Annotated in this window: 14 protein-coding genes; 1 reads left to right on the top strand and 13 read right to left on the bottom strand. The window is 72.9% G+C overall.

The window, feature by feature from the left end; translation table 11 throughout:
- Positions 1 to 43: 43 nt before the first annotated feature.
- The 13 genes from AB0G74_RS08015 to AB0G74_RS07955 all read right to left on the bottom strand — a co-directional run bounded on the left by AB0G74_RS08015 (position 44) and on the right by AB0G74_RS07955 (position 18,958).
- Complete coding sequence (locus tag AB0G74_RS08015; RefSeq protein ID WP_361141881.1) at positions 44 to 1,402, bottom strand: VWA domain-containing protein; 1,359 nt, start codon at positions 1,400 to 1,402, stop codon at positions 44 to 46.
- A gap of 228 nt (positions 1,403 to 1,630) precedes the next feature.
- Entirely contained in the window at positions 1,631 to 3,439 is a 1,809-nt protein-coding gene (locus tag AB0G74_RS08010; RefSeq protein WP_361141879.1) for a protein phosphatase 2C domain-containing protein, read from the bottom strand.
- A gap of 3 nt (positions 3,440 to 3,442) precedes the next feature.
- A complete protein-coding gene (locus tag AB0G74_RS08005) occupies positions 3,443 to 6,163 on the bottom strand; it encodes a tetratricopeptide repeat protein (RefSeq protein WP_361141877.1) in 2,721 nt (906 codons plus the stop codon).
- The gene (locus AB0G74_RS08000) at positions 6,160 to 7,506 is read right to left on the bottom strand and encodes a hypothetical protein (RefSeq protein ID WP_361141875.1); all 1,347 of its coding nucleotides are present in this window, start codon (positions 7,504 to 7,506) and stop codon (positions 6,160 to 6,162) included. The genes AB0G74_RS08005 and AB0G74_RS08000 overlap by 4 nt, the downstream gene beginning before the upstream one ends.
- Before the next feature lie 19 nt (positions 7,507 to 7,525).
- A complete protein-coding gene (locus AB0G74_RS07995; RefSeq protein WP_361142005.1) occupies positions 7,526 to 8,482 on the bottom strand; it encodes a glutamate ABC transporter substrate-binding protein in 957 nt (318 codons plus the stop codon).
- 128 nt (positions 8,483 to 8,610) lie between these two features.
- Positions 8,611 to 9,900, bottom strand: coding sequence for a hypothetical protein (locus tag AB0G74_RS07990; protein WP_361141873.1), 1,290 nt, complete (start codon positions 9,898 to 9,900; stop codon positions 8,611 to 8,613).
- Positions 9,901 to 10,637: 737 nt separating this feature from the next.
- Positions 10,638 to 11,627: a BadF/BadG/BcrA/BcrD ATPase family protein gene (locus AB0G74_RS07985; RefSeq protein ID WP_361141871.1), complete on the bottom strand. Its 990-nt coding sequence runs from the start codon at positions 11,625 to 11,627 to the stop codon at positions 10,638 to 10,640.
- The gene (locus AB0G74_RS07980; RefSeq protein WP_361141869.1) at positions 11,618 to 12,883 is read right to left on the bottom strand and encodes a 6-phospho-beta-glucosidase; all 1,266 of its coding nucleotides are present in this window, start codon (positions 12,881 to 12,883) and stop codon (positions 11,618 to 11,620) included. Before AB0G74_RS07980 ends, AB0G74_RS07985 begins: the two co-directional genes overlap by 10 nt.
- A gap of 7 nt (positions 12,884 to 12,890) precedes the next feature.
- Positions 12,891 to 13,790 carry a carbohydrate ABC transporter permease gene (locus AB0G74_RS07975; RefSeq protein ID WP_361141867.1) on the bottom strand — a complete coding sequence of 300 codons (900 nt, stop codon included), beginning with the start codon at positions 13,788 to 13,790 and terminating at the stop codon, positions 12,891 to 12,893.
- Positions 13,787 to 14,731: a sugar ABC transporter permease gene (locus AB0G74_RS07970; protein ID WP_361141865.1), complete on the bottom strand. Its 945-nt coding sequence runs from the start codon at positions 14,729 to 14,731 to the stop codon at positions 13,787 to 13,789. Before AB0G74_RS07970 ends, AB0G74_RS07975 begins: the two co-directional genes overlap by 4 nt.
- A gap of 17 nt (positions 14,732 to 14,748) precedes the next feature.
- Positions 14,749 to 16,143 (bottom strand): ABC transporter substrate-binding protein, encoded by a 1,395-nt coding sequence (locus tag AB0G74_RS07965; protein WP_361141863.1) that lies wholly within the window; start codon positions 16,141 to 16,143, stop codon positions 14,749 to 14,751.
- A gap of 136 nt (positions 16,144 to 16,279) precedes the next feature.
- Positions 16,280 to 17,443 (bottom strand): ROK family transcriptional regulator, encoded by a 1,164-nt coding sequence (locus tag AB0G74_RS07960; RefSeq protein ID WP_361141861.1) that lies wholly within the window; start codon positions 17,441 to 17,443, stop codon positions 16,280 to 16,282.
- Positions 17,444 to 17,836: 393 nt separating this feature from the next.
- A complete protein-coding gene (locus AB0G74_RS07955) occupies positions 17,837 to 18,958 on the bottom strand; it encodes a mechanosensitive ion channel family protein (RefSeq protein ID WP_361141859.1) in 1,122 nt (373 codons plus the stop codon).
- Between the two features lie 315 nt (positions 18,959 to 19,273).
- Between AB0G74_RS07955 and AB0G74_RS07950 the strand changes: the two genes are divergently transcribed.
- Positions 19,274 to 19,810, top strand: coding sequence for an HNH endonuclease (locus tag AB0G74_RS07950; protein ID WP_361141857.1), 537 nt, complete (start codon positions 19,274 to 19,276; stop codon positions 19,808 to 19,810).
- The last annotated feature ends 17 nt before the right edge of the window (positions 19,811 to 19,827 follow it).

The raw sequence follows: 19,827 nt of genomic DNA, 5'->3' as shown, positions 1-19,827 counted from the left end.
GCCCGAGGGCCGCTGCTTCATCCGTCCTGACGGTGGTACGCGGCTATTTCTTGACGCGGACCGTCTTCGTCGAGCGCGTTTCGAGAGTCATCTCGTCGGCCTCGGCGACCTTTGCTTTCAGTCGCACAGTACCCGTCGCCACGTCGACCACGTCCACCACCTTCGAAAGGAGTTTCGCAGTGTCCGCGTTTCCGGAGGCCGCGGCGAGCTGGACGGCCCGGCCCAGTTTGGCCGTTGCGTCGGGTATATCTCCCGATTTACGGGCATCCAGCCCTTGTTGTATGACCTGTGCCAGTTCGGCCTGGCCGGTGTAGTGCGCGACCTGGGGGTTGATCGCGGTCGACGCGGCGAGGTCGTCCGTCCACACCGCCCGGACCAGGCCCTGCGAAAGCACCTCGGGAGCGCCGCCGTCCGGCGCCGGGACGATCAGCGACGCCCGGGCCGCCAGCATCTCCCGGCCGACGGCGGCGGCCGGGACCCGGACGCAGACGTGGTAGTCCCGGGACTCGTCGCCCCAGGAGCCGGTGGGATAGTCACCGGCGCGCGGACCGGCCTCCGTACGGCGCCCGGTGAGATCCTCGACACTCGGCGCCACCTGCTTCACGAACAGGACCTCGACCCCGACGGGTGTCCACAGCCGCAGGGCGACGTCCGCGACCGCCTTGCCCATCGTCCGCTCCATCACGGCCGTGAAGTCGGCCGCGAGACGCGCCGGATCGGCCACGATGTCGGCGGTGCCGAGCAGCGCCGAGGCGATCCCGGTGACCTCCTTCACCTCCCAGTCGGTGCCCACGCCCCGGGCGTCGCAGGTGAACCGGCCCGTGACGGATTCCAGCGCCGCCGCCAACTCGGCCGGTGCCTCGTGCTCGTTCCGGCCGTCGGTGAGCAGGATGCCGTGGCGGATCCGGGCCCCGGAGCCGCCGAGCAGTTCACCGGCGAGCCGGAGCCAGGTGCCGATGGCCGTACCGCCGCCGGAGGTGAGCCGCCGCAGGGCGAGCTTCGCCTCGGCCCGGGTGGCGGCCCCGGCGACCGCGAGCCGGCCGCCGTCCGGATAGATCTGCCGGGCGACATGCGTTCCGGCGACGACGGCGAACTCCGTACCGTCCCGCAGGGTGTCGACCGCGGCGGCCGTCGCGTCCCGGGCGTTGCGCATCTTCTGCGGCGGGTAGTCCATCGACCCCGAGCAGTCCACCATGATCACCACGGCGGCCGACGGGCCGTGGGCCGGGATGCCCGCCGGTGCCCCGGAGGCCGATGGCAGTGGCGCGCCGCCGGTGGTTCCGCCGCCGGTCGAGGTGACCGTGACGATCGCGCTGACCTCCCGGCCGCCCTCCGGCAGGAACTCGTTCTGATAGACGTCGACGGCGAACCCGGGCACCCGGGACTTGGCGAAATCGGCCATCGTAAGGACTCCTTGCACGCTCCGAAAGGGCACGACAGAGGAACAGAGGGGCCAGCGGGGGGAGGCGGGAGAAGCGGGAGGACAGATGAGGTGCCGGGTGCGGGCCCCGCGCGTCCGGCGTAGGACCGGTCCGCGACCGGGGCTGCGCCCGGGGCGCGGCGTACGGGTGTTACGGATCGACGGCCGGGACGCCGGGGCCCCCGGGTCCGGGCGGGCGTCGGCGGCGGGTCAGGACGGCCCACCCCCCTGCGGTCCGACGGCGAACGGGACGACCGCCACCGTCACATTGTCGTGGCCCCCGCCGTCGAGGGCGTGTCCCACCAGCACCTGGGCGGCGTGGAGCGGCCGTACGGCGGCGTCGGCGGGGACCACCCCGGCCATCTCGTCGGCGCCCTCCGCGTAGTTCCACAGACCGTCGGTGCAGACCACGACGACCCCGGAGCGGTCCGGCTTGAACGCGGCCGTGTGCGGGTCGAGTTCATACGCGTCGGCGCCCAGCCAGCCCGTGATCGCGTGGGCGCGCTCGTCCGCGTACGCCTCCGCCTCGTTCATCAGCCCGGCGGCCACCATCTGGGCCGCCCAGGAGTCGTCCTCGGTGAGCCGGGCGGCCGGGGCGGACCGGTCGTCGGGCACCCAGTAGACCCGGCTGTCGCCGACCCAGCCGACGACCAGCAGCTCACCGGTGGTGACCGCGCCGACGATGGTGCACGCGGGGGCGTTCTGCCGCCCGTGGGGGTCCTGGTCGGGCGCCTCGGCGCCGGGTTCCGGCGCCGCCAGGGCGTTGACCGCGCCCGCGGCGGCCACGATCGCGTCCCGCATGCCCTGTTGGGGATGCGTGCCCCGGGGCAGGGCATCGACCAGGGAGTCCCTTGCCGCCCGGGCGGCGGCCTGGGACGCCTCGTCGGGCCTGGTGGCCGAGGAGACGCCGTCGCAGACGATCGCCACGACGGCGGGGGAGCCGTCGGGGAGGGCGGTGGATGCCACGCCGAACGAGTCCTCGTTGCGGTGGTGGCGCAGACCCCGGTCGCTGACGGCGGCGACCGAGTCCAGTTCACGTTCCATGTGGTCGCGCTCCCGGGGCTGGGCGTGTCCGCAGTTCTCGCAGTAGCCGTCGGTGTCGACCCGCCCGGCGCGGCAGGCGACGCAGAGCTTCGTGCCGTCGGCCGTGTGCGGGCTCCGGGGGTCGGCGGCCCCGGGCTTGGGGGCCGTCGCCGGTGCGGCGGCCGGGGGCGCGGTCGGCGCCGGAGGCGGCTGGAGCGTGAAGCCCCCGGATCCGGCGGCCGGCTGATCCGGCTGGCCGGGCCGACTCGATTGACCGGGCTGATCGGGTACGGGCCCGGCGGGATGTCCTGATCCCGTCGTGTACGTCGTCGGCCCGGCGGGCCGCCCGTACGCGTCGGTGGGCGTCGGCACGGCCGTCGCGGCGGGCGCCCGGTGGTCGGTGAGCGCGGCGGGGACGGCGGCACTGTTCGCGGGCCCGCTCATCTCGGCCAGCGCCGCGATCCGCGACCGCGGCGGCTCACCCGACGCCGCCGCGCCCCCGGCGGCCTGGGGCGGTCGGCCCGGCGGCGGTACGGCTCCGGAGGCGCCGGGCCCGCCCGGCTGCCCGGCCGGACCGGTCGGCTGGGCGGGAACAGCCGGGGCGGGTACGGCCGGGGCGGCGGCTCCGGGCGGCGTGTCCGGTACCGGCGGTACGTAACCCGGCGGCGTACCCCCATGGGTGGACTGGCCGGACGGTACGGAGGGTTGACCCGGCGCCGGTACCGCCTCGGCGGCCGGGGTCACCGGATACCCGGCGGGACCCGCGGGATCCGCCGCCGGGAACGAGGGAGCCCCGGGCGGGGCGGCGGGGCGCGGCGGTACGGCCGGCGGGGCCGGGACGCCGATGGCGAGGGTCGGGCGGTCGCCGGAGCGCCCGGCGGGGGCGGGCGGCAGCTCAGTACCGCACCGACCGCAGAAGCGGTCGTCGGACTCCACCGGGTCTCCGCAACCCGGGCAGACGGCCGTTCCGGCCTGCTGAGGATTCTGCGACGGCATCGATCACACCCACGTCCGGGGGCGGAAGCGGTTGGCACGCTCCACCAGGTCCATGCGCTCCTCGCCCCGCCGGGCGAGCCGGGCGAGTACCCGGTAGGAGCGTTCCAGCCCGAAGCGGAGGCCCCGCTCGTCGAGCGGGCTGCCGAGCAGCGCACCACGGGACGCGCGACCCCGCTGGGGCGATGCCGCCGCGCCGGGCCCGGGCGGCGGTGCTCCGGGACTACCGGAGAGTACCCAGTCCAGGGCCGTACCGAGTACTTCGGTGGCGAGTGATTCCCGGCGGACCGCGTCGAGTCCGGCCTCCTCCAGGGCCTGTACCTGGTGCGCGGCGGCCGTCAGTTCGGCCAGCAGCTCCTCCTGCGGGGAGCGTCGGCGCAGCCGGGACCGTACGGCCGCGACCCGGGCCGCCGTGTAGTGGATCGACGCCTCCGGCACCGACTCCAGCGTTCTGACGGCCCCCGCCCGGTCACCGGTGGCGAGTTGGACCCGGGCCAGGCCGAACGCGGCGCTCACATAGCCGGGATCGGTCGTCCACACCAGCCGGAAGTACTCGGCGGCGTTGTCCAGCTGGCCCAGGATCTCCGCACAGATCCCGAGGGCCAGCTTGGGCGCGGGCTCGCCCGGGAAGGCGTCGTACACCGCGTCGAAGGCGAGCGCCGCCCCCTCCTTGTCCCCGACCACCAGGGACGCCAGACCCCGGTACCAGATCACCCGCCAGTCGTCGCCGGACCGGCGCTCCAGCTCCGTCAGGACGGTGAGCGCCGCCGTCGGGTCGGCCATCTCCAGCCGGGCCCGGACCTCCCGCAGCCGGGTCTCGGCCGACGGCGACGGCGCGGTCGCGAGCGCGGCGATCAGCTCGGCGGGCGCGGCGGTCAGCAGCCCGGCGAGGAAACCGGCGTTCGGATCGTCCTGGTCGACCCGGGGGACCGGGAGGGCCAGCGCCACCGCCGGAAGGTCCGGCGGGCGCAGATGAGGCGCGAGCCGCCCCACGGCCTGACCGGCCGGGCCGCCCGTGCCGATGGCAAGGGCCGCGCCGGATACGGCCGCCGATACGGGGGCACCGGCAGCGCCGACGGAGCCGGAGCCCAGCGGCGCGGGGCCGCCGGAGGACTGGGCCGGGATCACCAGCCGGGCGCCGGTGCCCCGGCCGGCCCCGGTCCCCGCCCGCTGCCGGTCCCCGGCCGCCGGACGGGCCCCCAGCAGGGAGACGTCGTCGGTGAGTTCCGCGAAGAGCAGACTGTCGGTGACCTTCACCTCCGGCCCGAACAGGGTGGAGAGCGCCGGGCGCGCCCGGCCCGTCTGGATCGACACGACCTCCCGCAGCACCCCCGTCAGCTGCTCGGCCATCTCCTCGGCCGAGGCGAACCGCCGGGCCGGATCCGGGTCCGTCGCCCGTACCAGCAGCCGGTAGAACGACTCGTAGGTCCGGAAGACCTCGACCTTCTCCGGGTCGGGCAGGGAGTCGGCGTACACATTGGTGTACCCGGTGAAGTCGATGGTGAGGACGGCCAGGGTCCGGGCCACCGTATAGAGGTCGGAGGCGACGGACGGCCCCAGCTCGGGGACCTCCGGCGCCTGGTAGCCGACGGTGCCGTAGATCGCGGACTCGTCGTCGTCCATCCGGCGGACCGCGCCCATGTCGATCAGTTTCAGCTGGTCGGCCTGCTGGATGGCGTTGTCGACCTTGAAGTCGCAGTAGAGCAGATTGCGGCTGTGCAGATGGCCGAGTGCCTCCAGCGCCTCGATCCCGTACGCGCACGCCTGCTCGACCGGGAGCGGATCGCGCCGCCCGCCGTTGTCCCGCCGGTCGTTGGCGATCTCCTTCAGCGACTTGCCGCCGACGTACTCCATGACGATATAGCCGTCGAGTGAGCCGGTGCGCTGGTCGAGGTGCTCGACGAAGTTGTAGATCCGGACGATGTTGGCGTGCTCGATCTCGGCGAGGAAACGGCGCTCGGAGATCGCCGCCTCCATGGCGTCCTGGTCGCCGGTGTCCAGCAGGCCCTTGAGCACCACCCAGCGGTCGGAGACCGCGCGGTCGACGGCGAGATAGACCCATCCCAGACCGCCGTGTGCCAGACACCCCACGACCTCGTACTGGCCGCGCACGATATCGCCCGGCCGGAGTTTGGGGACGAAGGAGTACGGATGGCCGCAGGAGGTGCAGAAGCCCTCGGTGCGCCCGGTCAGCTCACCCCGCGAGCGGCCCACCGGCGCACCGCAGTCGGAGCGGGAGCAGAACCGCTTCCGCTCGGGCACCTCGGGGTCGGTCATCACCGCGGACCGGGGGTCGGGGCGTGGCACCTCGGGCACCGAGACCAGCCCCGCGCCCAGCCGGTTGCGTGCGGAGCCCCGGCTGGTGGAGCCGCTGGAACGGACCGAGACCGAACGGGACGGCGTGGTCGGCGTACTCGTACCGGAGCCGGAGAGGGAGCGGGAGAGCCGGCCCGAGACCGAACGCCGGGACGCCGATGACCGGGCCGATCGTGAGGACCTGGCCGACCGGGCGGAGCGCGCCGACCGCCCCGACGCCGCCGACCTCGACGGACCCCCCGTACCTCGCGCGGACGCCGCCGAACGGCCCGGGACACCACCGCCCGCCACCGGCGCGAGACCGCAGGTATCGCAGTAGAACTCACCGCCGCCGACGTCCTCGTACGTTCCGTCGCAGTCGGGACGCCCACAGCTCCCCGGCCCGCCGCCCCCGTCGCCGTTACCGCTCACACGCCCCCCTCGCGGTCGCCGGAGCCGGTCCTTCCGGGCTCCGTTTGCGCCAGCGCCTCCGCCGCCGCCCGCTGATATCTCAAGACCGCCTGCTCGGCCACCCGCAGATCGCACGGCGCGCTCCACAGCATCCTGCGGGCCGTGTCGTACCGCTCGACCAGCAGGGGGTCCTCGGCCAGCCCGTGCCGGGCCGTCTTCGCCTTGTACGCGTCCAGCCGCCCCCGCAGCTCGGCCCGGACCGCCAGCGGGGCCGTCACCGCCGTCAGCGACTCCCGGGCCCGGATCAGCTCCTCCTCGGCCTCCCGCTCCAACGACTCCAGCAGTGGCGACAGCCGGTGCCACAGGGAGTGCCTGCGGTACTCGGCGGCCGTCACCAGACGCTCCTGGAGCGCCGTCGGCGGGCCGCTGACCGCCGGCACCTCCGTGGCGGCGATCTTCGCCAGCACCTCGCCGCGGGCGGCGCGCGCCTCGCTCAGGGTCCGGTCGGCCCGCGACAGCACGTCCCGCAGCCGGACCAGCCGCTCCTCCGAGTCCTGGCGGACCCCGAGCACCGCCTCGATCTCCCGCCGGATGTCCTCCAGCGCCCGGGCCGCCCGGTCGTACCGGTCGGTGTCGGCGCGGCCGCCGCCCGGTGCCGAACTACGCGTCCCGGGCCGCCAGAACGCCAGCGGATCGGAGATCACCTGCGCCCGCAGCAGGGTCAGCTCGCGGGTGATCGCCTCCAGGTCGTCGCCCGCCGGATGCTCACCGGGCCGTACGCCCACCGAGTGCGCCAGGGAGCGGGTGCGCCGCAGTTCGGCGGAGAGCAGGTCGATCCGGGCGGGCAGCGCCGACCAGACCGTGTCCGCCGTCACCACCATGTCGAGGGAGGCCGCGTACAGCTCGTTCATCCGCTCGACCAGACCTTCGAGGGAGAACCGTTCCGCGAGCTTCGCCGGGGTGCCGGGCACCAGCGCGTCCGGGGCGCCCGCCGCCGGGCCCGGAACCGTCACACCCCGGCCGCGCAGCCGCTCCGTCAGCTCCGCCAGGTCCTCCCGGCTGGCCCACCGCCGCCGCGCCCTGATCTCCCGGATCTCGGTCAGCGCCGCCGAGTACGCCTCGAAGTACCCCCACAGCAGGGCGATCGACCGCTCGGCCGCGGCCCACCGGTCCCGGGTGACCCCGGTCAGCTCGGCCCCTTCGAGGAGTCTGCGGCCCGCGTGGTCCTGGAGGGCCAGCAAGGAGGACTCGACCGCCTCGTGCTCCGCGCCCAGCCGGGCCAGCGCACGGTCGACCTCGTCCCGGTCCATCACCGGCCCGGGCGGACCGCCTCCGGGCCCGGAGAATGATCCGGCGACGCCCATCGATCACCTCTTTCGTCGGTCAGCGGCCGCGGTACTGGGCGGGCGGCACGGACTTGCCGGGCAGATCGTCCTCGAGCCAGTATTCGTACGCGCGCTGCCACTCTCCTCGCCGGTACTCCTCCAGCACCAGATTGATCCGCCGCACCAGATCGTCGTTGCCGAGTTTGGTCGCCACCCCGTAGTACTCGGTGGTGAAGGGCCCCTCGCCCTTCAGCTCGACCGCGGGGTCCTGGGCCGCCTGGCCTGCGGCGAGCGCGTCATCGGTGAGGACCGCGTCGACCAGCCCCTGCTGGAGCCGGACCAGACAGTCCAGTTGATTGGGTACGGTCAGAACGTCCTCGTCGGCCGGTTTCCCGTCGTTTTGGTCCCGGAAGACCGCGCCGAAGGTGTTCTTCCGCAGCTCGTCATAGGCCGTGGAGCCCTCCGCCGAACAGACCCGCTTGCCTCGGAGCGTGCTGTTCCAGCCGGTGACGGCGGACTGCTTCGGCGCCAGGATCTGCTGCCCCGCCTGGAAGTAGGCGGTGGAGAAAGCCACCTGCCTGCTCCGCTCGCAGTTGATGGTCATCGTCCGGACCACGATGTCCACCGTGCCGTTGTTCAGCGCCGGTATCCGCTGGTTCGTGGGGACGGCCCGGAAGACCACGGCTTTCGGGGTGCCGAACAGATTCCGGGCGATCGCCCGCGCCAGATCGATGTCGAAGCCCGTCAGTGTGTCGGTCTCCGGATTGCGATAGCCCCAGCGGTAGCTGTTCTGGTCCACCCCGACGACGAGATGGCCGCGCTTCTTGATCGCCTCGATCGCCGGCCCGCTGTCCGAGGACGCGGGCAGCGACGCCTCGGGGGACTCGCAGTCGTCCACGGTGGCCGGGACCGCCCGGCTCACCCCGGCGCCCCGATCCGGCCCGGCGATGGCCGACCCGGCGTCCCGGGAGAGCGGAATCAGCGTCGCGGCGGCCAGGGCGCACGCGGCGGCCATTGCGGCGACCCCGCCCCAGCCCCGCCGGACGAACCACCGCCGGGGGGACCGGTCTTTGCCGCCCTCGCCGCCCCCGGCGGGCCCGTCTCCGCCCCGCGCGGCCTCCCCGTCCGACATCACGCCCCCTCTCACCGGTACTCCGACAGCCTGCGATTGATCCCGAGCACCGCGCCCAGCGCGCCCAGCACCCCGAGCACCGCCGCCCCCGCGGGCAGCAGCCCGAGGGCGCTCCGGCCGCTCTCGGCGGCTTCGGTGAACTGCCGCTGCTCATGCGCCAGCGCCCGGTCCAGCTCCGCGTCCACCAGGTCGAACTCCCGGCCCGTCGAACCCGCGCCGCCGAGGACCCGATTCCGCGCCTCCTCGTATCGCCCGGCCCGGTCGGCGGCGCTGACCTTGGTATGCGCCTTCTGCCAGAGCTCCACGCTCCTGGCCGCCTTCCGCAGTGGCGCCAGACCCCGCTCGTCGCCCCGCGCCAGCCGCTGCGCCCGGCCCAGGGCGTTGACGAGAACCCCCATGTTCTCGTCGTACTCCGTTTCGTACTTGTCGCGCTTCCCGTCGTCCGTGAGCACCGCGCCCCGGGCGACCAGGACGAGATTCTCGTTGGCCCGGGCCTTCAGGGAGCTGATCCGGGCCTCGTTGAGCGCCCGCAGCGACTGCTCGCCACCGGTCCGTGCCTCACCCAGCTGCGCCGCGGCCACCGCGTGCGCGGCGGTCAGCCAGAGCAGCAGCGCCACCGACGCCGCCGTGGCGGCCAGCAGCCCGTGGTTGAAGACCCGGTTCGTCCGCAGGAAGTTGCGCCGCTGGGCCCAGGCCAGCACACCGATCGCGACCACCCCGGCCAGCAGGGCGAGCACCGGCCAGGCCGTGGCGTCCTCGTCGTCCCGGTCCAGCCGCGCGGTCTCCGCGTCGTACAGCCGCTGCGCGGCGGGCAGCAGTACCTTCGTCATCCGCTCGTTGGCGAACCGCAGATACGCGCCGCCCAGCGGCTTGCCCTGCCGGTTGTACGTCCGGGCGGTCTCCACGAAGCCCGTATAGACCGGCAACTGCTCGTTGAGCGTCCGGATCTGGCGGCCCGACTCGCTGTCGGCCACCGTATGCGTCGCGGCCTTCACCAGCAGCTGGGAGGCGCGGGCGATGTCCTTCTCGTACTGCTCGCGGACCTCGCGCGGCTCCTTCACGGCGCCCGCCAGGAACCCGCTGGACGCGGCCGTGTCGGCGGCCGCGAGGGAGCGGTAGACCAGCGCCGCGTCGGCACTCAGCGGCTGGCTGCGGCCCACCACGTCGTCGGCCGCCGCCGCCCGCTCGGAGACCTCGGCCGCCGTCACCGCGCCGAACGCGAGCACCAGGGCCGCCAGCACTGCCCCGATGATCCGCAGCCGGCCCGGTTCGGTCGCCGCCGCCGCGCGCAGCCGCGCCATCGCCTCCCCGGCGCTCCCCGGCCCTGATCCCGGTCCGGGCCCCGGCTCCGGCGCGGCACCCGGGCCGCCGAAGGAACCGGGCCCGGGGGATCCGGGCGCGGACACGGGAGCCGACGGGTGCGCGGCGCGCACCTTCGGCGGGTATGTCATCTGACCTCCCCCTCGGTCATCGACGGCGGTCCGGCCTCACCACGGGCCGGGCCGGGCGGACCCTTGGCGAGAAGTATGGCGTCGAAGACCGTCACGCACAGCAGGCTTGACTGGATCTTGCACCGGAACGCCGGCCACGGGCCCGAGGTGATGAACCCCGCCCCCCGCCGTGCGCCCCCACCCGGCCGTCCAGCGCCGGATGCCGTCAACCGCCCCGCGTTCTCGCCCCGGACCGATCCCCGGGGGTCACCCGGGCCCGTCGGCCGTCGCCTCGCACGGCCCGCGCCGCACACGCGGCCGTACGCCCTCTCGTCCTGCGGATCTCGTTCCCCCTGTATACGCTCCCGCGCCGCCCGCGGTTCCAGCCGGGGCCACCCCTGTGGACAACCTGGCGAAGGCTCGCCACCCGCGAGCCCGATACCGGCCCCCGGCATCGATACCGAGCACCGGGCCCCGAGCCCCGACAACCGCTCCGACAGCCGCCCCGACAGCCGCCCCGACAGCCGTCCGGGAAGCCGGACGCCCCCGCCCGGCCCGTGTCGGCGGGCCCGGTGGAGGCGTGCGGTGTCATGACGTACGGATACCGGCTACATCTTGTAGTGCTCCCGGACCCTGGCCCGGGCCTCCGGCGGAGCGCCCACCCGGTCCAGACCGAGCAGGGCCGCCCCCAGTACCGGGGGCGCCGTCAGCCAACGGGGCGCCGCCTTCGGGGCCTTCGCCGCCAGCAGGGCGGTGATCCGGGCGTCCAGTTCGGAATGACGGGCCGCCAGCACGCTGCCGCCCAGCACCACCGGCACCGCGTCGGCCAGCAGACCGAGCCGGTCCAGGGTGACCGAGGCCATCGCCACCACCTCCTCGGCCAGCCGGTGGACGAGCGCCGCCGCCACCGGGTCGCCCCCGGCGCTGGTGGCGAAGAGCACCGGGGTCAGCTCGTGCACCCGGGCGTAGGGCAGGTTCCGCCGGTGCAGCGCCTCGATCAGTTCGGCCATCGACCCCAGCCCGAAGTGCGCCGGCAGCGTCCGGGCCAGCGCCGACGGCTGGCCCCGGCCGTCCTCCGCGCGCGCGGCGGCCCACAGGGACTCCTCCGCGAGCCCCAGTCCGCCGCCCCAGTCGCCGGAGATCTTCCCGATCGCCGGGAACCGGGCGGTCCGCCCGTCGGGCAGCATCCCGACGCAGTTGATGCCCGCGCCGCAGACCACCGCGACGCCCCTGGGTTCGTCCACCCCGGCCCGCAGCAGGGCGAAGGTGTCGTTCCGTACCACCGTGGTACGGCCCCAGCCCCGGGCGTGCAGGGCGGCCGTCAGCTCCGCCTCCTCCACCGGCAGATCGGCGTTGGCGAGACAGGCCGACACCTCGGCCACCTCGTCCACCGGGCGGCCCGCGATCCGGGCCGCCTCCAGGGCCGCCGCGACGGGCCCGGCGAGGGCCTCCACCGCCGCGGCGACCCCGACCTTCGGGGGCTGGAAGCCCACTTTCTCCCGTGCCGAGCCGAGGACCGATCCGTCCGGCCCCACCAACGCGACATCGGTCTTGCTGTTCCCCGCGTCGATCGCGAGGACCGCTGCGGTCACGCCCACGCCAGGTGCTCCCGGTTGTGCGCGATCAGCCGGTCGGTCAACCGCTCCGCCGGGGTGAACTGGCCGATCAGGGGATGCGCCAGCAGCGCCCGGAAGACCCGCTCCCGGCCGCCGCGCAGCGCCGCGTCCAGCGCCAGGTCCTCATAGGCGGTGACATTGGCGATCAGCCCGGCGAACACCGGGTCGACCTTCGGCACCGGCAGCGGGGCCGCGCCCTTGGCGCCCACCGCGGCCTGGACCTCGATCACCGCGTCGTCCGGCAGGAACGGCAGCGTCCCGTTGTTGAAGGTATTGACCACCTGGTACGGGCTGCCCGCCCCGCCCAGCAGCGCCGCCGCCAGATCGACGGCCGCCTCCGAGTAGAACGCCCCGCCCCGCTTGGCCAGCAGTTCCGGCTTGGTGTCCAGTTCGGGGTCCCCGTACGTCTTCAGCAGCTGCCGTTCCATCTCGGCGACCTCGGCCGCCCGGGACGGCTTGGTCCGCAGCTCCTCCACGACATCGTCGTGCTGGTAGAAGTAGCGGAGGTAGTACGAGGGCACCACGCCGAGCCGGTCCTGGACGGCCCTCGGCATCCGCAGATCGGCGGCGATCGCGTCACCGTGCCCGGCGAGCAGCTCCGGCAGCCGGTCGGGTCCGTCGGGCCCGCCGATCCTGACCCCGGTCTCCCAGGTCAGATGGTTGAGCCCGACATGGTCCAGATGGACCTCGGACGGTGTCACGTCCAGCAGCCGGGCGAACTTCCGCTGGAAGCCGATGGCGACATTGCAGAGCCCGACGGCCTTGTGCCCGGCGGTCAGCAGGGCCCGGGTCACGATGCCCACCGGATTGGTGAAGTCGATGATCCAGGCGTCCGGGTTGGCCCGCCGGACCCGCTCGGCGATGTCGAGGACGACCGGGACGGTCCGCAGCGCCTTGGCGAGGCCGCCCGCGCCGGTGGTCTCCTGCCCGATACAGCCGCACTCCAGCGGCCAGGTCTCGTCCTGGAGCCTGGCCTCCTGCCCGCCGACCCGCAGCTGGAGCAGGACGGCGTCGGCGCCCGCCACCCCGGCGTCCAGGTCGGACGTCGTCACGATCGTGCCGTCGTGCCCCTGCTTGGCGAAGATCCGCCGGGCCAGCCCGCCCACCAGCTCCAGCCGTTCGGGAGCGGGGTCGACCAGGACCAGCTCCGTAATGGGGAGCGTGTCCCGCAGCCGGGCGAACCCGTCGATCAGCTCCGGGGTATAGGTGGATCCGCCACCTACGACTGCCAGTTTCATATGATTCCTAGCCCTTCACTCCGGTCAGTGTCACACCTTCGACGAACGCCTTTTGGGCGAAGAAGAAGACGAGGATTACGGGGGCCATGACCAGAACGGTCGCGGCCATGGTCAGATTCCAATCGGTATGGTGCGCGCCCTTGAACGATTCGAGGCCGTAGCTGAGCGTCCAGGCGCCGGGTTCCTCGGAGGCGTAGATCTGCGGGCCGAAGTAGTCGTTCCAGGCATAGAAGAACTGGAACAGTGCCACGGCCGCGATCCCCGGCCTGGCCATCGGCAGCACGATCCGGATCAGGGTGCGCAACTCACCGCAGCCGTCCACCCGGGCCGCGTCCAGATACTCGTCGGGGACGGTGAGCAGGAACTGGCGGAGCAGGAAGACGGAGAAGGCGTCGGCGAAGGCCATCGGCACGATCAGCGGCCAGAGGCTGCCCGCGAGGTCCAGTTCCTTCGCCCAGAAGAGGTACATCGGCACCACGACGACCTGCGGCGGCAGCATCATCATCGCGATGACCAGCATCATCGCGAGCCGCTGTCCCCGGAACCGGAACTTGGCCAGGGCGTAGGCCACCGGGATCGAGGACACCACGGTGAGTACGGTGCCGAGTCCGGCGTAGAGCAGAGTGTTCCGCCACCAGGTGAGAAAGCCGGGAGTGTTGAAGACATCCGCATAGTTGCCCCACTCCCAGGTCCTGGGGACCAGGTTCCGGGTGAGCGCCTGCTGATCGGACATCAGGGATGTCAGTACGACGAAGACGAAGGGGAGGACGAAGAAGAGGGCGGCGGCCACGGCGAGGGAGTGCACGGCGATCCAGCGCAGTACCGCCCGGCGGCGGGCGGCGCGGGCGGCGGGCCCGCGGGTGCCGGGGCGGTGGCGCCCGGGGGCCCGGGTCGGGGTCGCGGTCATCGGTCACCCACCCCGATCAGTCCGCCGCGGCGCCGCATCAGTACCGCGGTGAAGAGCATGGAGAGCGCGAAGAGCACCAGGGCGACGACGGCGGCCGAGCCGTAGTCGAAGCGCTGGAAGCCCAGGTCGTAGACGAGTTGGGGCAGGGTGAGGGTGGATTTCTCGGGGTAGCCGGGCTCGAACTGCTGTCCGCTGCCGCCGATGATCCCCGACGCGACCTTCCCCGCCACCAGCGGCTGGGTGTAGTACTGCATGGTCTGGATCACCCCGGTGACCACGGCGAACAGCACGATCGGGGCGATATTCGGCAGGGTGACGAACCGGAACCGCTGGAACGCCGATGCGCCGTCCAGTTCGGCCGCCTCGTACTGATCCTTGGGCACGTCGAGCAGCGCGGCCGTGAAGATCACCATCAGATCGCCGATCCCCCAGAGCGCCAGCGCCGTCAGTGCCGGTCTCGACCAGTCGGCGTCGGTGAACCAGCCGGGCGCGGGCAGTCCGGCCGACTCCAGGAACGAGTTCACCGGCCCCGTACCGGGGTTCAGCAGAAAGACGAAGGCCAGGGACGCGGCGACCGGCGGGGCGAGATAGGGGAGGTAGAAGAGGGTACGGAAGACGCCGCCGCCGGTCTTGATCCGGACCACGAGCAGCCCGATGCCGAGGCCGAACACCACCCGGCAGCCGACCATGACGACGACGAACCAGAGCGTGTTCTCCAGCGCCGGGACGAAGAGCCGGTACTGGGAGAAGACATAGGTCCAGTTCTCCAGACCGTTGAAGACGGGCGGCCGGAAGCCGTCGTACTGGGTGAAGGAGAAGTAGACGGTGGCGATCAGCGGATAGGCGAAGAAGACCCCGAAGCCGATCAGCCAGGGCGACAGGAACGCGAGGGTACGGAGCGCCGAGCGGCGGCGCTTCGAACGCAGGGTGTGGGTGCTCATCCCGGACGGTTCCGCCGCTACTTCTGCTTCTCGATATCGGTGTCGATCTGCCGGGCGGCGGCCTCCAGACCCGCTTGGAGATCCTTCACCTTCCCGGCCTCGTACCGGTATCCGAGGTCCTGGAGGGTGATCTGATAGGCGCCGCCGTCGACCTGGGCGGGGGTGGTGGACGACTTCGGGTGCCGGGCGATGTCGATGAACGTCCGGAACGCCGGGTCGTACTTCAGGCCGGGTGATTCCAGGGCCGCGACGGTGGAGGGGATATTGCGGATGCCGTTGGCGAAGGCGACCACCGCTTCGGTGTCCGTGGTCATGTACTTCACGAGCTCCCAGGCCGCGTTCTGCTTCTTGCTGGTGGCGGCGATGCCCATGATCGTGCCGGAGAGATAGCCCATGCCGTAGTCGGCGGCGAGTTCGTCGGCGACCGGCAGCGGAGCCGTACCGATCTCGAAATCGACCCCGGCGTCTTCGGCCATGCCGAGCCGCCATTCGCCGTCGAGCTGCATGGCGACCTGGCCGGTGTGGAAGGGGTGTTCGGCGCCCCATTCGTCGCCGAAGGTATTGCGGAACTTTTCCAGCCTGGTGAAGCCGCCGAGCCCGTCGACCAGGTTCTTCTGGAAGGTCATCATCTTCGCGAAGGCCGGGTCGTCGGCGATCTTCGACTTGCCGCCGGTGTCGAAGTAGGTCGGCGACCACTGGGACGCGTAATGGGACGTGGTGGTCTCGTAGCCGTGGTAGTTGGGCATGAAGCCGAGTTGCCGGTAGCCGTCGCCATGCGGCTGGGTGAGCTTCAGTGCCACCTTCTCGAACTCGCTCCAGGTCTTCGGAGGTGCGGTGATCCCGGCCCGCCGGAACGCGTCCTTGTTGTAGTACAGCCCGTAGGCGTCGTGCAGCAGTGGCAGCGAGCACTGATTGCCGTCGAACCGGGTGTACTCCAGCAGCGGCTTGTGGAACACCTTGGTGGCGTCGATCTTCGACTTGTCCAGGAACGGCTGGAGATTCACCAGGGCGCCGGTGTCGCAGAACTTCCCGACGCTGTCGGTGGTGAAGGAGGCGATCACATCCGGTGCCTTGGAGCCGCCCGCGCGCAGCGCCTGCTGGATCTTGGGGTCCGTCATGTTCTTCACGGTCTTCACCGTGATGTTGGGGTGGGCGGCCTCGAAGCGGCGGACGTTCTCCTCGATCGCCGCGACCTCGGCCTCCGCCGACCAGCCGTGCCAGAGGGTGAGGGTCGTTTCGGCCCGGGGGTCGTCGTCGGCGGCCGACTCGTTCGATCCGGTACAGGCTCCCGCGAGCAGGGCGAGGGCCGCCGTCAGGGCGAGGGCGCCGGTGGTCCGGCGGCCGTGGACGGCGGTACGGCCCCGGGCGCGGCCGGCGCTGCGGGGCGGGGTGCTCTCCGTGCGTATGGACATGGTGTCTCCTTGGGGCGGTTCGGCCGGATCAAGGGATGGGGGATGTCCGTGCGAGGGATGAGTGGGACAAGAGGGATGAGGGGGGGAGGAGGTGGGCGGACCGGTCGGTGCGGATGGGGTCGGGTTCGGGCCGGGTTCAGCGGGCCGAGGTGTCGAAGACCTCGTCACGGGTGGTCGCCAGGGCCCTCTCCAGCGCCCCGCGCAGTACCGGTTGTTCCCGTACGGCGGAGAGCAGCAGCCGGGGCCGGGGCGCGGCCAGTTCGGTCAGCTCCGCCTGGACCCGGGCGAGCAGCGGCTCCCCGCCCGCGGTGATCGCCTCCCCGGCGAGTACCACCAGCTCCGGGTCGAGGACCGCGACGACGGAGGCGAGTCCGGTCGCCAGCGCCGTGGCGTACGAGTCCAGCAGGGCGCGGCAGGGCCCGTCACCGGCCTCGGCGGCGCGGGCGACCAGCGCCGGGGCGACCTCGGTGTAGTGGCCGCCGCCGATGTTCCCGACGCCCAGTTCGCGGGCGAGCCGGGGCAGTACCTGGGCCCCGGCCAGTTCCTGGAAGCCGCCGCCGTTGGCCCGGGCGACCCGGCGGACCAGCGGGGTGCCGGGCACGGGGAGGAAGCCGACCTCGCCCGCGCCGCCGGTGAAGCCCCGGTGCAGCCGGCCGCCGATCACCACGGCGGCGCCCAGGCCCTCCTCGTTCCAGAGCAGGACGAAGTCGTCGTGGCCCCGGGCCGCGCCGAGCCGCTGTTCGGCCACGGCGACGAGATTGACGTCGTTCTCGTAGGCGAAGGGCATCGGCAGGGCGGCGGCGAGATCGTCCAGCAGGGTGGGGGAGTGCCAGCCGGGCAGATGGGAGGCGTACCGGAGCCGTCCGGTATTGGGGTCGAAGGCGCCGGGGGTGCCGATGACCAGCCGGTGGATCCGGTCCAGGGCGACCCCGGCGGCCTCGGCCGCGCCGCCGACGGCCTCGGTGACCTGGCCGACCGCGTCCGCCGCCCGGCGGCGGGGCGTGGGGAGCTGGTACTCGCCGACGATCGTGCCGGTGATATCGGCGACGGCGGCCCGGATCCGCTGCGGGGAGACGTCGAGCCCGGCGGCGTAGGCGGCCCCGGCGTTGATCGCGTAGAGCTGGGCGCCGGGTCCGGGGCTGCCCTCCGTGGTGCCGGTGGCGACCACGAGCCCGGCGGCTTCGAGCCGTACCAGCAGCTGGGAGGCGGTCGGCTTGGAGAGCCCCGTCAGCTTGCCGATCCTGGTCCGGGAGAGGGGGCCGTGCTCCAGCAGTAGTCCGAGCGCCGTGCGGTCGTTCATGGCCCGCAGTACACGCGGGGTTCCGGGGACCGTTCCGGCCACGGCGGCGTACCTGCCCTTCGGCTGCGGTCCGCCGGTGACCGGCGGACGGGCGATAGGTTGTTAGGAAAGTTTCCTAATCGATCCAGGTGAAAGTAAGCCGGGGTCGAGGGGGGCGTCAATGGCCGGGTCCGTAACGGCGGGCGAGACATCCGCTATGCCGGGTTATGTCATACGGATCACCATCCGCAGGCGGCCCGGGACCGGGCGGATCGCGGCCAGGCGGCCAGGCGGCCAGGCCCGGCCGGGATCTGACGGGCCCGGCCCGGGGCCAGGTCGACGGGCCCGGACAGGCCGGTGGGGCCGGACCCGGGTATCGGGTCCGGCCCCACCGGGCCGCGGGATCCTACGGGATCACTTCTGCAGATTCGGCGGCGCGGGCGGTATCGGCGCCGTGGCCAGCGACTGCGGGGACACCGGGCTGGCCAGCGCCGACGGGGCCGCCATCGACGCCGACGGGTCGGCGGCCGCGCCGTCCGCCTCCGGTACGGGCAGCCCGCCGACGATCCGGATGCCCTCGGCGTCGAACGCCCGCTTGATCCGCCACCGCAGCTCGCGCTCGACGGAGAGCGCCTTGCCCGGCATGGTCTTGCCCGCGACCCGGATCGTCATCTGGTCCAGCAGCACCTCGGTCAGGCCCAGGGTCTCCACCGGGCCCCACAGCTGCTCGTTCCACGGCTCGGACTTCGCCAGCTCGGCGGCCACCCCGCCGATCACCGAGCGCACCTTGTCCAGATCCTCGGTCGGCCGGACCGTGACATCGACCGTGGCCGTCGCCCAGCCCTGGCTGAGGTTGCCGATCCGCTTGATCTCACCGTTGCGCACGTACCAGATCTCGCCGTCGTCGCCGCGGAGCTTGGTCACCCGCAGCCCCACCTCGACCACCTCGCCGGTGGCCACGCCCGCGTCGACGGTGTCCCCGACCCCGTACTGATCCTCCATGATCATGAAGACGCCGGAGAGGAAGTCGGTGACCAGGTTCCGGGCGCCGAAGCCGATCGCCACACCCGCGACACCGGCGGAGGCCAGCAGCGGCGCCAGATTGATCTTGAAGGCGCCGAGGATCATCAGCCCGGCCGTACCCAGGATCAGGAACGACGCGATCGACCGCAGGACCGAGCCGATGGCCTCGGAGCGCTGCCGCCGCCGCTCCGCGTTGACCAGCAGCCCGCCGAGGGCCGTCCCCTCCACCGCCTGCGCGGACCGGTTCATCCGGTCTATCAGCTTGGTCAGCGCCCGGCGCACCAGCATCCGCAGGACCAGCGCCACCACCAGGATCAGCATGATCCGCAGTCCGGTGTTGAGCCAGGAGGACCAGTTCTCCTCCACCCAGCCCGCCGCGTTCCCGGCGCGCTCGGCGGCCTCGTCGAGGGTGACGGGGGCGTCGGGGGAGTCGGTGGGCGGCCCGGACGGGGACGGCGTCCCGGCCGCCCCGGGGGCGGTGGCGAGGACGATCGACGACCAGAAGCCGGTCACGGGGAAAACCTCCAGGCAGGGCGTGCGGCGGACCAACCACCCTAACGGCGGCATCGCGGCCGGTCCCTCGTTCCGGGGCCCGGAGAGACCAGACTCACCCGGGGGACGCCCGGGCGCACGGTGACGGCGGCGGCGACGGGGGCGGCGGAGACGGGAACAGCCGTTCGTTCTCGGTGTGGGGACGGTGGTGTGGTTGAAAACACTTCGAGCCCGTTACCGCCACGTGGTGGCGTTCCGGGCCGCCCTGAGGAGAGACTGACAGCAGATCGTCCCGGCGCGAGCCACGCGTCGCCGGCGTACAAGGAGGCATCAACCGTGCCGCATGTCCTGGTCCTCAACGCGTCGTACGAGCCGCTCGGCGTCGTACCGCTCCGCCGCGCGCTCGTCCTCGTCCTGGAGAACAAGGCCCTGTGCCTGGAGGAGTCCGGCGCCTTCCTGCACAGTGCGACCCGGGCGGTCGCGGCGCCCAGCGTCGTCCGTCTGAAGAGGTTCGTACGGGTCCCCTACCGGGGGCCCGTTCCGCTGACCCGCAAAGCGCTGTTCGCCCGCGACGGCGGACGCTGTATGTACTGCGGTGGCGTCGCAACCAGCGTCGACCACGTCATCCCGCGCAGCCGCGGCGGACAGCACGTCTGGGACAACGTCGTCGCCGCCTGCCGCCGCTGCAACCACGTCAAAGCCGACCGGCACCTGCGCGAACTGGGCTGGCGGCTGCGGCACCAACCGGCGCCGCCGAGCGGTCTCGCCTGGCGGATCATCGGTACGGGACACCGGGACCCCCGGTGGCTGCCGTATCTGCAACCGTACGGCGCCGATGACGCGATGGCCCGGATCGACGGCGTTTCCGCCTGAGAACCGAGCCATTTTTC

This window comes from Streptomyces sp. NPDC020875, from assembly GCF_040641415.1.
Lineage (GTDB): Bacteria > Actinomycetota > Actinomycetes > Streptomycetales > Streptomycetaceae > Streptomyces.
This window is presented reverse-complemented; position numbering and strand designations above follow the sequence as displayed.

What these genes read in the sequence shown, in the direction of transcription:
- AB0G74_RS08015 (WP_361141881.1), bottom strand. Translation starts at nt 1,402, where the DNA reads ATGGCCGATTTCGCCAAGTCCCGGGTGCCCGGGTTCGCCGTCGACGTC.
- AB0G74_RS08010 (WP_361141879.1), bottom strand. Translation starts at nt 3,439, where the DNA reads ATGCCGTCGCAGAATCCTCAGCAGGCCGGAACGGCCGTCTGCCCGGGT.
- AB0G74_RS08000 (WP_361141875.1), bottom strand. Translation starts at nt 7,506, where the DNA reads ATGGGCGTCGCCGGATCATTCTCCGGGCCCGGAGGCGGTCCGCCCGGG.
- AB0G74_RS07995 (WP_361142005.1), bottom strand. Translation starts at nt 8,482, where the DNA reads ATGGCCGCCGCGTGCGCCCTGGCCGCCGCGACGCTGATTCCGCTCTCC.
- AB0G74_RS07990 (WP_361141873.1), bottom strand. Translation starts at nt 9,900, where the DNA reads ATGGCGCGGCTGCGCGCGGCGGCGGCGACCGAACCGGGCCGGCTGCGG.
- AB0G74_RS07980 (WP_361141869.1), bottom strand. Translation starts at nt 12,883, where the DNA reads ATGAAACTGGCAGTCGTAGGTGGCGGATCCACCTATACCCCGGAGCTG.
- AB0G74_RS07975 (WP_361141867.1), bottom strand. Translation starts at nt 13,790, where the DNA reads ATGACCGCGACCCCGACCCGGGCCCCCGGGCGCCACCGCCCCGGCACC.
- AB0G74_RS07970 (WP_361141865.1), bottom strand. Translation starts at nt 14,731, where the DNA reads ATGAGCACCCACACCCTGCGTTCGAAGCGCCGCCGCTCGGCGCTCCGT.
- AB0G74_RS07965 (WP_361141863.1), bottom strand. Translation starts at nt 16,143, where the DNA reads ATGTCCATACGCACGGAGAGCACCCCGCCCCGCAGCGCCGGCCGCGCC.
- AB0G74_RS07960 (WP_361141861.1), bottom strand. Translation starts at nt 17,443, where the DNA reads ATGAACGACCGCACGGCGCTCGGACTACTGCTGGAGCACGGCCCCCTC.